At 73.3% G+C, this 14,196-nt stretch carries 13 protein-coding genes; 5 read left to right on the forward strand and 8 right to left on the reverse strand.

Annotated features, from left to right (window positions below; genetic code table 11):
• Positions 1–68: 68 nt before the first annotated feature.
• A complete protein-coding gene (locus ACJ5H2_RS14045) occupies positions 69–758 on the reverse strand; it encodes an MOSC domain-containing protein (protein ID WP_408896028.1) in 690 nt (229 codons plus the stop codon).
• Positions 759–802: 44 nt separating this feature from the next.
• Positions 803–1,738, reverse strand: a complete 936-nt coding sequence (locus ACJ5H2_RS14050) for an aminoglycoside phosphotransferase family protein (protein ID WP_408896029.1) — start codon at positions 1,736–1,738, stop codon at positions 803–805.
• A gap of 43 nt (positions 1,739–1,781) precedes the next feature.
• On the opposite strand from ACJ5H2_RS14050, the gene ACJ5H2_RS14055 reads away from it, so the two are divergent.
• The gene (locus ACJ5H2_RS14055) at positions 1,782–2,477 is read left to right on the forward strand and encodes an MBL fold metallo-hydrolase (RefSeq protein WP_408896030.1); all 696 of its coding nucleotides are present in this window, start codon (positions 1,782–1,784) and stop codon (positions 2,475–2,477) included.
• A gap of 28 nt (positions 2,478–2,505) precedes the next feature.
• On the opposite strand, the gene lepA is transcribed toward ACJ5H2_RS14055, so the two are convergent.
• Together lepA and ACJ5H2_RS14065 are read right to left on the reverse strand one after the other, a co-directional pair.
• A complete protein-coding gene (gene lepA, locus ACJ5H2_RS14060) occupies positions 2,506–4,377 on the reverse strand; it encodes a translation elongation factor 4 (RefSeq protein WP_408896031.1) in 1,872 nt (623 codons plus the stop codon).
• Between the two features lie 63 nt (positions 4,378–4,440).
• A complete protein-coding gene (locus tag ACJ5H2_RS14065) occupies positions 4,441–5,118 on the reverse strand; it encodes a hypothetical protein (RefSeq protein WP_408896032.1) in 678 nt (225 codons plus the stop codon).
• 147 nt (positions 5,119–5,265) lie between these two features.
• On the opposite strand from ACJ5H2_RS14065, the gene ACJ5H2_RS14070 reads away from it, so the two are divergent.
• Positions 5,266–6,852, forward strand: a complete 1,587-nt coding sequence (locus tag ACJ5H2_RS14070; protein WP_408896033.1) for an alkaline phosphatase D family protein — start codon at positions 5,266–5,268, stop codon at positions 6,850–6,852.
• Here ACJ5H2_RS14070 and ACJ5H2_RS14075 read toward each other — a convergent pair.
• Together ACJ5H2_RS14075 and ACJ5H2_RS14080 are read right to left on the reverse strand one after the other, a co-directional pair.
• Entirely contained in the window at positions 6,819–8,444 is a 1,626-nt protein-coding gene (locus tag ACJ5H2_RS14075; protein ID WP_408896034.1) for an amidohydrolase, read from the reverse strand. The genes ACJ5H2_RS14070 and ACJ5H2_RS14075 overlap by 34 nt on opposite strands.
• On the reverse strand, positions 8,441–9,883 hold the full coding sequence (locus ACJ5H2_RS14080; RefSeq protein WP_408896035.1) for a purine-cytosine permease family protein: 1,443 nt from the start codon (positions 9,881–9,883) through the stop codon (positions 8,441–8,443). The genes ACJ5H2_RS14075 and ACJ5H2_RS14080 overlap by 4 nt, the downstream gene beginning before the upstream one ends.
• A 134-nt stretch (positions 9,884–10,017) precedes the next feature.
• Here ACJ5H2_RS14080 and ACJ5H2_RS14085 point away from each other — a divergent pair, with 134 nt between their 5' ends.
• Together ACJ5H2_RS14085 and ACJ5H2_RS14090 are read left to right on the forward strand one after the other, a co-directional pair.
• Entirely contained in the window at positions 10,018–11,073 is a 1,056-nt protein-coding gene (locus ACJ5H2_RS14085) for a LacI family DNA-binding transcriptional regulator (protein ID WP_408896036.1), read from the forward strand.
• Positions 11,074–11,081: 8 nt separating this feature from the next.
• Positions 11,082–12,005, forward strand: a complete 924-nt coding sequence (locus ACJ5H2_RS14090) for a hypothetical protein (RefSeq protein WP_408896037.1) — start codon at positions 11,082–11,084, stop codon at positions 12,003–12,005.
• A 19-nt stretch (positions 12,006–12,024) separates the two neighbouring features.
• Here ACJ5H2_RS14090 and ACJ5H2_RS14095 read toward each other — a convergent pair whose 3' ends face one another.
• On the reverse strand, positions 12,025–12,501 hold the full coding sequence (locus ACJ5H2_RS14095) for a hypothetical protein (protein ID WP_408896038.1): 477 nt from the start codon (positions 12,499–12,501) through the stop codon (positions 12,025–12,027).
• Positions 12,502–12,678: 177 nt separating this feature from the next.
• Here ACJ5H2_RS14095 and rpsT point away from each other — a divergent pair, with 177 nt between their 5' ends.
• Positions 12,679–12,939, forward strand: coding sequence for a 30S ribosomal protein S20 (gene rpsT, locus ACJ5H2_RS14100; RefSeq protein ID WP_282404124.1), 261 nt, complete (start codon positions 12,679–12,681; stop codon positions 12,937–12,939).
• A gap of 250 nt (positions 12,940–13,189) precedes the next feature.
• Here rpsT and holA read toward each other — a convergent pair whose 3' ends face one another.
• Positions 13,190–14,161 (reverse strand): DNA polymerase III subunit delta, encoded by a 972-nt coding sequence (gene holA, locus ACJ5H2_RS14105; RefSeq protein ID WP_408896039.1) that lies wholly within the window; start codon positions 14,159–14,161, stop codon positions 13,190–13,192.
• Positions 14,162–14,196: the final 35 nt, after the last annotated feature.

Genomic DNA, 14,196 nt, shown 5'->3' on the forward strand with positions numbered 1-14,196 from the left:
TCCCTGCGTCTGCTCGTCCGAGACCGACCTACCCGCGACACGGCGACCGCGGGTAACTGAGCAGTAACCTAAGCCACAGGCTCGGCCGGGGGTAGCGAACGGGCCGACCTCTGGACGAAATCCTCGGCCTTGGCCCGCACCTTGGGCAGCAGCCCGTCGACCACGAGCAGCTCCGGCAGCCGGCTCCGGTCGGTGTTCAGCGCGACGAACATGTCGCGGACCGTCACCCCGTGCCCCGGCCGGTGCGTGAGGGTGACCGCGTCGCCCGGAGCGATGGTCCCCGTCTCCAGCACGCGCAGGTAGGGACCGGGCCGGGCCGCAGCAGCGAACCGCTTGACCCAGGCGCGCGGGTCGAACCCGCTCTCCCCCATCCAGCCCTTGAAGTCGTTGCAGGGGGTGCGCACGTAGACCGCCTCGAGCAGCACGCCGACGCCGGGCTCCCCGATCCGCAGCCGGGTGCCGATCTCCAGCGCGTTGAGGTCGATGCCCTCCGTGGTGAGGTTCTCGCCGAACTGGCCGTCGCGGATCGCGACGCCGAGCTCGGCCTCCCAGAAGTCGAGGTCCTCGCGGGCGTAGGCGTAGACGGCCTGGTCGGGGCCGCCGTGGTGGCGGGTGTCGGAGACCTCGTCGCCCTCGATGCCGAGGGCGTGGACGGCGACCGGGCCGGCCACGGGGCGCTTGTCGATCGACGTCCTGCCGAGGGCCGCCCACTCCTTGGCCCGGGGCCGGCCGACACTGATGGTGCGCACGAACTGCATGGCGCGAGGCTACCGTCGCGGGCGCCGCCGGGCCTGCGGATTTCCTAGTCCTGCACGGCCTTCGCGACCGTGATGCACGCGGTGACGTGCTCGCGCTCGGCGGCGTCGAGCGGCCGGCCGGCGCGGACGGCGTCCTCGTGGGCCCAGTGCGCGTTGAGCACCGACCGCACCACGACCCAGTCGCGGGCGCGCTCCTCCTCGAAGCCCGCCGTGTCGACCAGCGTGTGGAAGCGGCGCCGGATCCCGTCCCGGACCGAGCCGAGCGCCCCCGGCGCGGAGTACTCCTCGAAGCGGTCGCGCAGCATCGGCTCGAGCTCGTAGTGCGGGTCGCCGTTGGCGGGCTTGGGGTCGATGACCAGCCACGTGTCCTCGTCGTCGCGGCGGCCCCGGAGCACGTTGCCGTAGTGCAGGTCGGCGTGGACGACGGCGGTCGCGGGCTCGGCGAGCAGCTCACGGGCCGAGGAGAGCGCCTGCTCGACGAGCCGCCGCGGGATCGGCACCTCCCGGGCGTCGCGGGCCAGCGCCTGCGCCCAGCGCTCGACGTACGACGCCTGCGTGCGCAGCTGCGGCATCGGCGGCACGTGCAGGTCGGCGTAGCGCTGCGCGACGATCTCGCACGCCTCGACGTCCCAGGTCTCGGTCAGGTCGACGCGGTCGAGCCGCTCGAGGAGCAGGGCCCGGCGGCCGGGGTCGGCCCGCAGCAGCCGCACGGCGCCGCGGCCGGCCCAGCGCCCCAGAGCCAGGTGCTCGTGCTCCGACTCGTCGTCGGGGAGACCGATCTTCAGGGCGGCGGGCGTGCCGTCGCTGCCCCGCACGGGGAGGACGAGCGAGCAGAAGCCGTGCCAGGCATCGCCCTCGGGGGTCAGCTCCCATGCGTCGAGCACCGACCGCGTGAGGCCGGGGAGCCGGTCCAGCCAGGCTGCCCACTCCGGGCCGAGCGCGCGCTGACGGTCGAGCTCAGCCGGGATCGTCGGGGCCACCACCTCACCGTAGGACGCCGGCGGTGACGGCTAGCGTGGAGGCATGCGCATCGACGACGTGCGGCGGGTCGACCTCGGGACCTTCGTGCGTCCGGCCGAGGAGACGGGGACGGGTCGGCCACGGGTGGAGGCGGTGTACGGCTACGTCGTCCGCACGGCGACCGGCGTGCTGCTGCTCGACACCGGGCTGGGCGAGGCCGGGCCGGAGGTGGACGCCTGGTACCGGCCGCGCCGGGTCCCCGTCGAGGCGGCGCTGCACAGCGTCGGCCTCGACCCTGCGGACGTCGCCGTCGTGGCGAACTGCCACCTGCACTTCGACCACATCGGGGGGAACCCGCGCTTCCCGGGGACGCCGATCGTCGCGCAGCGCACCGAGCTGGCGACGGCCCGCGGCGACGCGGACTACACCGTGGCGCCCCTGGTCGACTTCGCCGGCGCTCGCTACGAGCTGCTCGACGGTGAGGCCGAGATCGCCGCGGGCGTGCACGTGGTCCCGACGCCCGGTCACGTCGCGGGGCACCAGTCCCTCGCCGTCGTGTGCGAGGACGGCACCGTCGTGCTCGCCGGGCAGGCGCACGACACCGCGTCGGCCTTCTCCGCGGACGTGCTGGCCGCCCGCGCGCGCGAGCTGGGCCACGAGGACCCGCTGCCCGGCCCGAGCCCGTGGCTGGAGCGGATCCTCGCCTTCGACCCGCGCCGCGTCGTGTTCGCGCACGACGCGGCCGTCTGGGAGCCCTGAGGCCGGTCCGGCGCGAGCGCGCGCCGGACTACTTCTTCGGCTTGTCGCCCGCCGGGCCGGTGGTCGAGAGCGCGGCCACGAACGCCTCCTGGGGCACCTCGACGCGGCCGACCATCTTCATCCGCTTCTTGCCCTCCTTCTGCTTCTCGAGCAGCTTGCGCTTGCGGGTGATGTCACCGCCGTAGCACTTGGCGAGCACGTCCTTGCGGATGGCGCGGATGTTCTCCCGGGCGATCACGCGCGCCCCGATGGCCGCCTGGATCGGCACCTCGAACTGCTGGCGCGGGATGAGCTCCTTGAGCTTGCCGGCCATCATCACGCCGTAGGAGTACGCCGCGTCCTTGTGCACGATCGCGGAGAAGGCGTCGACCGGCTCGCCCTGCAGCAGGATGTCGACCTTGACCAGGTCGGCCGCCTGGTCCCCGGAGCGCTCGTAGTTGAGCGAGGCGTAGCCCTTGGTCTTGGACTTGAGCTGGTCGAAGAAGTCGAAGGCGATCTCGCCCATCGGCAGCGTGTAGCGCATCTCGACGCGGTCCTCGGAGAGGTAGTCCATGCCGAGCAGCGTGCCGCGCTTGTGCTGGCACAGCTCCATGATCGTGCCGATGTAGTCGGCGGGCGCGAGGATCGTGGCGTTCACGACCGGCTCGCGGACCTCGGCGATCTTTCCGTCCGGGTACTCGCTCGGGTTGGTGACGACGTGCTCGGTGCCGTCCTCCATGTGCACCTCGTAGACCACGTTCGGGGCGGTCGAGATGAGGTCGAGGTTGAACTCGCGCTCGAGCCGCTCGCGGGTGATCTCCATGTGGAGCAGGCCGAGGAAGCCGCAGCGGAAGCCGAAGCCGAGAGCGCCCGAGGTCTCCGGCTCGTAGGTGAGCGAGGCGTCGTTGAGCTGGAGCTTCTCGAGCGCGTCGCGCAGCTCCGGGTACTGGTCGCCGTCGATCGGGTAGAGCCCGGCGTACACCATCGGGTTGGGATGGGCGTAGCCGCCGAGCGGCTCGGAGGCCCCGTGGTGCTGGCTGGTGACGGTGTCGCCGACCCGGGACTGGCGCACGTCCTTCACCCCGGTGATGAGGTAGCCGGTCTCGCCGACGCCGAGCTCCGCCGCCTTCATCGGCTCCGGGCTGATCACGCCGACCTCGAGCATCTCGTGCACCGCTCCGGTCGACATCATCTTGATCCGGTCGCGGTGCTTCAGCGAGCCGTCGACGACCCGGACATAGGTCACCACCCCGCGGTAGGTGTCGTACACGGAGTCGAAGATCAGCGCCCGGGCGGGCGCGTCGGCGTCGCCCACCGGCGCGGGAACCTGCCTGACGATCTCGTCGAGCAGCCGCTGGACGCCGACACCGGTCTTCGCCGAGGTCAGCAGGACGTCCTCGGGCTCGCAGCCGACGAGGTTGGCCAGCTCGGTGGCGTACTTCTCGACGTTCGCGCTCGGCAGGTCGATCTTGTTGAGCACCGGGATGATGTGCAGGTCGGCGCCCATGGCGAGGTAGAGGTTGGCCAGCGTCTGGGCCTCGATCCCCTGGGCGGCGTCCACCAGGAGGATCGCCGCCTCGCACGCCTGCAGCGACCGGGACACCTCGTAGGTGAAGTCCACGTGGCCCGGGGTGTCGATCATGTTGAGGACGTAGGTGCCCGGCTCGGCGCCCGCCTCGTTGTCCGCGGTGACCGTCCACGGCATCCGGACGGCCTGGCTCTTGATGGTGATGCCGCGCTCGCGCTCGATGTCCATCCGGTCGAGATACTGCGCCTTGGCCTCGCGCTCGCCGACGACGCCCGTCAGCTGCAGCATCCGGTCGGCGAGGGTCGACTTGCCGTGGTCGATGTGCGCGATGATGCAGAAGTTGCGGATGATCGCGGGGTCGGTGCGGCCCGGCTGCGGGGCGGATGCTGACATGATCCGCCCATTCTTCCAAAGCGGCTCGGGTTCGCTGAATCCAGACCGCCTCCGCGACCGGGCTCAGCGCCGCCGGGCCGCCCTGCGTGCCCGGTGGACCTCGTCGACCAGCTGCTCGGCCGCGACGCCGAACGCGGTGATGGGGACGACGAGGGGGTCCCGGCCGGCCCGCAGGCCGACCCTGACCCCGGCGGGATGACGCGGCTGGACAGCGGCCCCGGTGACCTCCCGCCAGGGCACGGTCACCGAGGTCCGGTACCCGCGGTAGCTCAGCCCTTCCGGTCCGAGGGCGAGCGTCCAGCGGTGCAGCCGCCCCGTGAGGAGGCGGGCGAGGTCGGGCAGCGAGGCGACCGCGCCGACGACTGACATCAGGGCGGCGCCGGGCGACGCGACCTGGCCGGCGTCGGCCACGACCTGGCACGCCCAGACGGCGGCCACCACGAGGAGCATCGCCCAGGCGATGAGCAGACCCGCCACGGTGACCGCGGGGGCGCGAAAGACCCGGGTGCCGTCGGCCAGGACCTCCGGCGGCACCCGGCGCCGGGGCCGGAGGAGCGCCGAGAACGCCGTCACGAGCAGCGCGATGCTCGCGACGAGCAGGCCGCCGCCCGACCAGGCGAGAGCGCCATCGGAGACGAGCGTCATGACCGCGCCGGCCAGGACCCCGGCGACCAGCAGGAGCAGCACCACGGCGGTCCACCAGCGCGGGATCAGGCGCTGTCGGGGCGGCCGGTCGTTCACGCCCGCGAGGCTACCCACGTCCGAGCGGACCGCACCGAGACCGCTCGAGCCCGCATCGCGACCGCCCGCCAACCGTTCGCTCCCGGTTCACCATCGACTCGCCTGGACGCCGGCCAGGCGTTCGCCGTCTTCGCCAGGTTGGGTCGCATGACCCCGGCCCCGGCGCACCCGCCCGCTCCCCTGCCCCGACGCACGCTGCTGCGTGGCGCCGGTCTCTCCGGACTCGCTGCCGGCGGCACGGCGCTCCTCGCCGGCCGCTCGGCTGCCGCCCCCCTGCTGGTCCGCCGCGACCGGCCGGTGCTGCCCCTCGGCGTGCAGTCAGGCGACATCGGCCGAGGCTCGGGCGTGCTGTGGGCCAAGGCGGACCGGCCGGCGCGGCTCGTCGCCGAGATCAGCCGGGACCCCTCGTTCCGGCGCGTGCGGCGGGTGCGCGGACCCGTGGTCACGCCGGACACCGACCTGACCGGCCGGATCGTCCTCGGCGACCTGCCCGACGGCGTCGACCTGCACTACCGGATCCGGGCCGTCGACCTGCACGACCACCGCGCGGCCAGCGAGGCCGCCGTCGGCCGCCTGCGCACCGCCCCGGGACGCGGCCAGGACGTCCGCTTCCTCTGGTCGGGCGACATCGCCGGGCAGGGCTGGGGCGTGAACCCGGCGTACGGCGGCTTCCGGATCGCCGACGCGATGCGCGCCCGCCGGCCCGACTTCTTCCTCTGCAGCGGGGACAACGTGTACGCCGACGGGCCGGTCCAGGCGAGCGTCCCCCTCCCGGACGGCTCGACCTGGCAGAACCTGGTCATCCCGGAGAAGACGAAGGTGGCCGAGACCCTCGACGAGTTCCGCGGCCAGTACCGCTACAACCTGATGGCCGACAACTGGCGAGCGTTCCTCGCCGAGACCTCGCAGGTCAGCCAGTGGGACGACCACGAGGTCACGAACAACTGGTATCCCGGGGAGATCCTGGCGGACCCTCGCTACACCGAGAAGCGCGTCGACGTCCTGGCCGCCCGGGCCCGCCGGGCATTCCACGAGTACCTGCCCGTCGCGCCGATCTCACCCGACCCGGAGGGCCGCGTCTACCGGGTGATCCGGTTCGGCGAGCACGTGGACCTGTTCGTGCTCGACATGCGCACGCACAAGGACCCGAACACCGGCGACCGCGAGCCCGCCGGCGACGGCGGGGTGCTGGGCGAGGTCCAGACCCGCTGGCTGATCCGGGAGCTCGAGCGGTCGCGCGCGACGTGGAAGGTGATCGCCGCGGACCTGCCGCTCGGGCTCGTCGTACCGGACGGCGCCACGGCGCAGGAGGGCATCGCCCAGGGCGACCCCGGAGCCCCGCTGGGACGCGAGATCGACATCGCCCGGGTGCTCACCGCGCTCTCCCGTGCGGGCATCCGCAACCACGTATGGCTGACCGCCGACGTCCACTACACCGCCGCCCACCACTACTCCCCCGACCGCGCCACCTACCAGGACTTCGACCCGTTCTGGGAGTTCGTCTCGGGCCCGCTCAACGCCGGCGCCTTCGGCCCCAACGCTCTCGACGGCACCTTCGGACCGGTCGCCGACTTCGTGGCGGCGCCGCCCGCGGCCAACACCTCGCCGGCCCAGGGCTTCCAGTTCTTCGGCGAGGTCGAGGTCGAGGGCCGCACCGGCCGCCTGACGGTGACGCTGCGCGACGTGGCCGGCGCCGCGCTCTACACCAGGACGCTGGACCCTGCGGCGCGCTGAGCCGGACGCTCCTGCTCCACACCGGCCACGAAGGTGCGCAGCACCTCGGTGGTCAGCAGGTCCTCGGGCGCGGTGGCGAACGGGTCGCGCGCCAGGACGACGAGGTCGGCGGCCCGGCCGGGTGCGATCGTGCCGACGAGGTCCTCGAGCCGCGAGGCGTACGCCGCGTCGCGGGTGGCGTGCGTGAGCGCCTCGGCCAGCGGCACCGCCAGGTGCGGGGTGTTGGCAGGCAGCCCCTCGACCAGCGCGGAGCGGCGAGTCGTGGCGACGTACATGTTGGGCAGCGGTGGGTGCGGCGCCGTCGGGGCGTCGGTGCCGAAGGCCAGCACGCCACCTGCATCGGTGATCTCACGCCACGGGTAGCCGCGCTCGACCCGGTCGTCCCCGAGCCGGGCGCGCCAGTTCTCCTGGATCGCCGGGTCGGCGTGCACCGGCTGCATCGAGGCCACGACCCCGAGCCGCGCGAGCCGAGCGATGCTCTCCTCGGAGACGACCTCCAGGTGCTCCATGCGGTGCCGGCGGGGCCGGGGGCCGTTGACCCGGATGGCCTCCTCCAAGGCGTCGAGCGCGATCGCGGAGGCCTCGTCGCCGATGGCGTGGACGGCGATCTGCAGGCCGGCGGCGTCCGCCGCCACGACCACGGGCGTGAGCGCGTCGCGGTCCCAGATGGGGGCGGCGTTGGTGCCGTCGGCGTAGGGGCGCGCCATCGACGCCGTACAGCTGTCGATGACGCCGTCGGCCATGATCTTGATGCCGGTGATGCGGAGCCGGTCGCCGGCCAGGCGGCGGGCGTGCTCGACCGCGACCGCGACCTGCGCGAGGTTCTCGGCCTCGGTCGCGGCCGGCTTGACCAGCCAATGGCCGACGACGCGCATCGGCAGGGCGTCGGCGCCGAGCGCGCGCTCGAAGGCCGCCAGGTCGTGCGCCTCCACCCCCATGTCCACCACGGTCGTGACGCCGTCGGCGAGATAGCGCGCGCACCCCGCTCGCAGCCAGGCGTCGCGGTCGGCGTCGGTCACCTGGGCGGCGAGGAAGGAGCGCGCCAGCCCGAGCGCCGCCATCTCGCTCAGCAGCCCGCTGGCCTCGCCGTCGGCGTCGCGCTCGATGGTCCCGCCGATCGGGTCCGGCGTGCTCCGGTCGATCCCGAGCTCGCGCAGCGCGGCGGAGTTGACCCACGTGGAGTGGAGGTCGTTGGCCTGGAGGTAGACGGGTACGTCCGGCGCGACGCTGTCCAGCAGCGCCCGGTGGGGCGACCGCCCCCCGAGCGCCGGGTAGAGCCAGCCGTTGCCGATGATGCGCTCGCGTCCCTCGGCCGCCGCCGCGGCGACCCGTTCCTGGATCTGCGCCAGGTCCGCCGCATCGACGAGCGGGACCTCCTCCGCGGCGGCGCCCATCTCGACCAGGTGGGTGTGGGCGTCGACGAAGCCCGGCAGGACGAAGGCGCCCTCGAGCTCCACCACCCGCGCGCCCGCGGGCGCCTCCACGTCGAGCGCCCGGATCCGCCCGCCAGCCACGAGGACGGACTCGGCCCAGGGACGCGTGGGGTCGGCCGTGAAGATCCGGCCACCGCGCAGCAGCAGGGTCTCGGTCATGCGGAGGTCCTTCCGTAGAGGAGTCGGGTCAGGCCGGCGTACAGCGCCGCGGCGCCGAGCATGCCGACGGGCAGCGAGAGGTCGAGCCCGCCGAGGGCGCGCGCGACGGGCCCGATGAAGGCCTCGTTGCTGGCGCACAGCAGGGCCGCCCCGAAGGCGGTGAGGCAGGCGATGGCGCCGGCGAGGTTGACGCCCCCGGTGTACCAGTACGGCGAGGAGGGGCCGTCCGCGCTGAGCAGGGCGCCGTCGTACCGGTTGCGGCGCAGCAGGACGTCGGTCACGTAGATCGCCATGATCGGGCCGACCAGGGTGACCAGCAGGACCAGGCCGCTGCTGACCGTGTCGAGGAAGTCGAACACGAAGAGCGCGTAGAGGGTCATCGCGGCGCCGACCAGCGCGGTCACCCCGACGCACGCCACCCGGCTGAGCCGCAGGCCGACGGCCTGCAGCGCCAGTCCGGAGCTGTACGTCGTGAGCGCGTTGTTGGCGAGGATCCCCACGATGATCGCCACCAGGAACACGCTGATCAGCACGCCGGGGACGATGCCCTCCAGTCCGGTCTCGGGGTCGGACAGGTCGGTCACGGTGGCCGCGAGCGCGCCGACCGTGAGGAGGACGAGGTTTGGCACGGCGTTGCCGAGCGCCGTCCAGGTCGCGACCGCCACCGGGCTGCTCGCGCGCGGCAGGTAGCGGGCGAAGTCGGAGCTGATCGTGTAGGACAGCGGCGTCGCGGCGATGAGCGTGACCGCCGCGACCCAGGTGATCCACAGGTCCGCGCCGTGCAGCGGGACCGGCGGGGCGTAGGACAGGTCCGCCTCGGACACCACGAAGCCCGACACCACGAGGAAGACCACGGCCAGGGCGGCGGAGAGCGGACCGTAGAGGCGCATGATCAGCCCCTGGCCGTACACGGAGACGACGGTCGTCGCGGTGGCGATCACGACGACGACGACGATCTGGACCGGGGTGGTCGCGGCCAGGCCGAGGCGCTCGACGAGGGCGAAGCCGATCACCGACGCGGTCATCCAGTTCAGCGCGATGTAGCAGACCGAGACGAACCAGCCGTTGACGGCGATCGCGACGCGGTTGCCGCGCACGCCGTACATGGTCCGGGTCGCGACCTGGCTGGGCGTGCCGGAGACCGGCCCGCTGACCGCCACGATGCCGGTGGCGACCGAGAAGAGCGAGCCGACGACGACGGCGGAGACGGCCTGCGCGAGCGAGAGCCCCATCACCACGAGCACGCCGCCGACGACGAAGGACAGGTAGCTGACGTTCGGGGCGACCCACAGGGCGAAGAGGCTGCGGGCGGTGCCGTGGCGCTCCTCGTCGGGGATGACGTCGATCCCGTGCGCCTCGACCCGGCCGGGGAGGACCTCCTCGAGAACCCGCGCCGGGCCGTCGAGGCCGCCGGGCGTCGGTGTCTGGTCGATGGCCATCGCTCCCCCGTTCTCCCGCCGACCGGAGTCGGCGGGTCGTGTGTGTCCGGCGTCACGCTAGAGAGCCAAAACGATTTGGACCAGGCCAGGGGCGGATCTGGCCAAAACGGTTTGGCAGACCCTAGCCTCGCCCCGTGACCACGCGCCGTCCCACCATCCGCGATGTCGCCGCGCGCGCCGGCGTCTCGGTCACCACCGTCTCCCACACCTTCAGCGGCAACGGGTCGGTGGCGCCGACGACCCAGCAGCGGGTGCGCGCCGCCGCGCACGACCTCGGCTACCGCCCCGACGTGATCGCGCAGGGCCTGCGCCGCAACCGGCTGGGGGTGATCGCGCTCGTCGCGCGCCAGCTCGACGCGCTGCGGCCCGACCTGTTCTTCGACGTCGACTACTTCGCCCGCTTCGCCGGCGCCGCCGCCGTCGCCTCGCTGGCCGAGGGACTCGGCCTGATGCTGGTCTCCGATCCCACCGGGCCGCGCGCCGCCGGAGCGGCGCTCGCCAGCGACGGCTTCATCGTCGCCGAGCCGGTCGTCGACGACCCGTTGGCCGCCATGCTCACCCGCGCCGGCATCCCCTTCGTCACCATCGGCGAGATCCCCGGACGGCCCGCGGACGGCCCGGGCGTGGCGCCCCACGTCGACATCGAGTCCGGCCGGCTCACCACGCTGGCCCTCGACCACCTCTGGGACGCCGGCGCGCGCCGGATCGCCCTCGTCACCGGGACCGACCGCAACGAGTGGAACCTGCGCACGACCGCGGTCTACCGGCGGTGGGCGCGACGGCGCCGGATGACCCCGTCCCTGGCGCACGTTCCCGAGGAGCTCGACGACGAGGGCGGGCGGCGCGCGGCGGCGCTGCTCCTCGAGGACGGCCCTGCGCCCGACGGCGTCTACGCCCTCACCGGCAACCACGCGACGGGCTTCGTCTCCGCTCTCGCCGAAAGCGGACTGCGGGTGCCCGAGGACGTCCTCGTCGTGGCCGGGTCCGACGGCGAGAGCCTGCGGTCTGCTCGTCCGCCGATCTCGTCGATCGACCTGCAGCCCGAGGAGCTGGCGCGGCGGGCCGTCGAGATCCTGGTCGCCCGCCTGGAGGACCGGCCGGCGCCGGACCACTCCGACCGACCGGTCGGCCGCCTCGTCGTACGCGGGTCCTCGACGCGGGCCGCGACGCCTTCGGCGCAGGCGCCATGATGGGCCGCGTGTTCCCCACCGTCATCCCCCACGGCCGCACCGCCCGCCGGCTGGACTGGGCGCACCTGCCCCCGCCCGTCCGTCGCGCGGTGGAACGGCGGCTGGGCTCGCCGGTCGTCGCCGCCGTCTCCCAGGACGCGGGGTTCACCCCCGGCTTCGCCTCGACGCTCACCGGCGCCGACGGCGCCCAGGCGTTCGTGAAGGCGGCGGCCACCCGGGCCCAACGGGCGGTCGCGGACGCCTACCGTGAGGAGGCACGCAAGCTGGCGGCCCTGCCGGCCGCCGCACCGGCTCCACGGCTGCTGTGGAGCGAGGACGTCGCGGACTGGTTCGTGCTCGCCATCGAGTACGTCGACGCGCGGGCGCCGCACCGGCCGTGGCGGGCCGACGACCTGGCGGCGGCGTCGTCGATGGCCGTGGAGATGGCGCGCACGCTGACACCTGCCCCGACCGGCCTCGCCGACAGCGCCGTCGAGGACTTCGCGCCGTGGCCCACGCTGTGGGAGCGCCTCGACCATCCCCGCGCGCGGGAGATCCGCTCCCTGGCCGAGGGCTACCCCGAGGTCGTCGCCGGCGGGACCCTGGTGCACACGGACATCCGCGACGACAACATCCTGCTCCGACCCGACGGCAGCGCCTTGCTGTGCGACTGGAGCTGGCCGACCGTCGGCGCCGCCTGGCTCGACTCGCTGCTGCTCCTCATCGGTCCGCGCGGCGACGGCCTCGACGTCGAGGCGCACATCGCCGCCCACCCGCTGCTGTCCACCGTGCCGGCTGAGCACGTCGACGTCGTCCTCGCCCTGGTCCTGGGCTACTTCGCCGCCAGCGCCGACCTGCCGGTGCCGCCCACGTCGCCGTACCTGCGGGCGGCCCAGGCCTGGCAGCGCGATGTCGTCGACGACTGGCTGGGCGAACGGCGCGGGTGGCGCTGAGAGCGCGCCGGAGCGCCTCTCAGTCGCGGCCGAGCGCAGCCGGGTCGATCACGACGAACCTGTCGTCGTCGGGATGCACGTGCACGTCGACGACCGTGTCCGGCAGGATCCGCGGGATCGCCAGCTGGGAGACCAGCTCGTCGACCGTCACCCGGTACGGCTCGCCCGTCTCGGGCCGGACCTCCAGCTCGAACACGACGTACGGGTCCTGGTTGAGATGGCCGCGGACCCGGGTCCGCACGATCCGCGCCGTCGTCCGGACGCCGTCGCGGACCGCCCGGCGCCGGTCGGCGTTGCGGGCGCGGACCTGGCGGACCTTGAAGAACGCGAACACCGCGACGGTGACCCCCGCGATCGCGAACGCCATCCCGGCATACCGGCCGGCCTCGCCCTCGTCGCCGCTCGTGGCACCCTTGATGACCAGGAACCAGAAGGCGATGGTGGGCAGCACGAACAGCACACCGAGCGGGAACCGCGGCTGGGAGGGAGCACGCATGCGGCTCATCCTGCCCGATTTGGGCGCCGGATCGACCCGCTGTTAGCCTTGCTGGTCGCGTCTCCGCGTTCCCACCTGCCCCGTCGGCCCCTCCGGCCGGAGCGGTCAGGAGCACGGCGACCGAGGCGCGCACCGGACCAGAACCAGCATCCCACCTGACACAGAGGCGAGTACCCCGTGGCGAACATCAAGAGCCAGATCAAGCGCAACAAGCAGAACGAGAAGCGTCACGAGCGCAACAAGGCCGTCAAGTCGGGCCTGAAGACCGCGATCCGCAAGTTCCGCGAGGCCGCCGAGGCCGGCGACAAGGACAACGCCGTCGCCCTGGCCCGCGAGGCCGGCAAGAAGCTCGACAAGGCCGCCTCGAAGGGCGTCATCCACAAGAACCAGGCCGCGAACCGCAAGTCGTCGATCGCGAAGCAGGCCGCCTCTCTCTGAGACCACCCTGCTGGCTCTGGTCCTGAGCCACGAACGAGCTCCCGTCTCCTCGTGGAGCTGCCGAAGAACGGCGGTCGTCGACCGCCGTTCTTTGCGTCTCCGCGGCACGAGCGGAGACGCGACCGTCATGACGGGACGACTCGACGGTCACGAAGTGACGACTCGACGGTCACGAAGTGACGACTCGACGGTCACGAAGTGACGACTCGACGGTCACGAAGTGACGACTCGACGGTCACGAAGTGACGACTCAACGCTGGCGGAGGGCGGTCACCGTCAGCACCAGGCGTTCGAGGGCGTACGACGCGTCGCTGGCGGCACCCTTGATGTCCGCATCGGCCTGCGCGACGGCGCGGATCGCGCGAGCCAGTCCGGCGTCGGTCCAGCCGCGCGCCTGGTCGCGCAGGGAGCGCAGCTTCCACGGCGGCACGCCGACCTCGCGCGCGAGGTCGGCGTCGCGCATGCCACGCGGCGCGCCGACCAGCCGGGCCAGGCCGCGGGCACTGCCGGCGAAGGCGGAGGTGATCAGCACGGCCGCCGTCCCGGAGTCGAGCGCCCATCGCAGCTCCTCCAGCGCGACCCGGTCGCGCCCCGCGAACGCGGCGTCGGCCACCGCGAAGGACTTCGCCTCCGCGCGGCCGCCGAAGTAGCGGCGCACCTGCGCCTCGCTGATGCGCTCGGCCGGGAAGTCGTTGGCGAGCTGGTGGGCGGCGCCGGCCAGTGAGCGCAGGTCACGGCCGATCGCCTCGATGAGGACGTCGGCGGCCTCGCGCTCGATGCTCGCGCCGCCACGGCGCACCTCGGCCGCGACGAAGCCGGGGTAGTCCGACGGCCGGAGCTCCTCGGACTTGTGCTCGGTCACCGCCGGCAGCTTGCGCAGCTTGGTGAGCACGCCGCTGCCCTTCTGGCCGCCGCCGTGGACCAGGACGAGCGCGACGTCCTCGACCGGCGCCGCGGCGTAGCCGAGCACGCCGTCGACCGACTCCTCCGGGAGGTTCTCCAGGCCCCGGACCACGACGCAGCGGACCGCGGAGAACAGCGACGGCGCGGCCATCTCGCCGAGCGCGGCCAGGGTGAGGTCGGCGGCCGGGCTATCCGCGAACTCGGCCTCGGGGTCGTGCGCCCGCACGACCGCCTTGACGTCCTCGACGGTCCGGGCGCCCAGGAACTCCTCCTTGCCGGTGACCAGGATGACCCGACCCAGCACGTCCTCGGCCCGCATGTGCTCACCCTCCCATACGGCTTCGACACGGATCT

Origin of the sequence: Nocardioides pymetrozini (assembly GCF_046058985.1) — a bacterium.
Taxonomy (GTDB): Bacteria; Actinomycetota; Actinomycetes; order Propionibacteriales; family Nocardioidaceae; genus Nocardioides.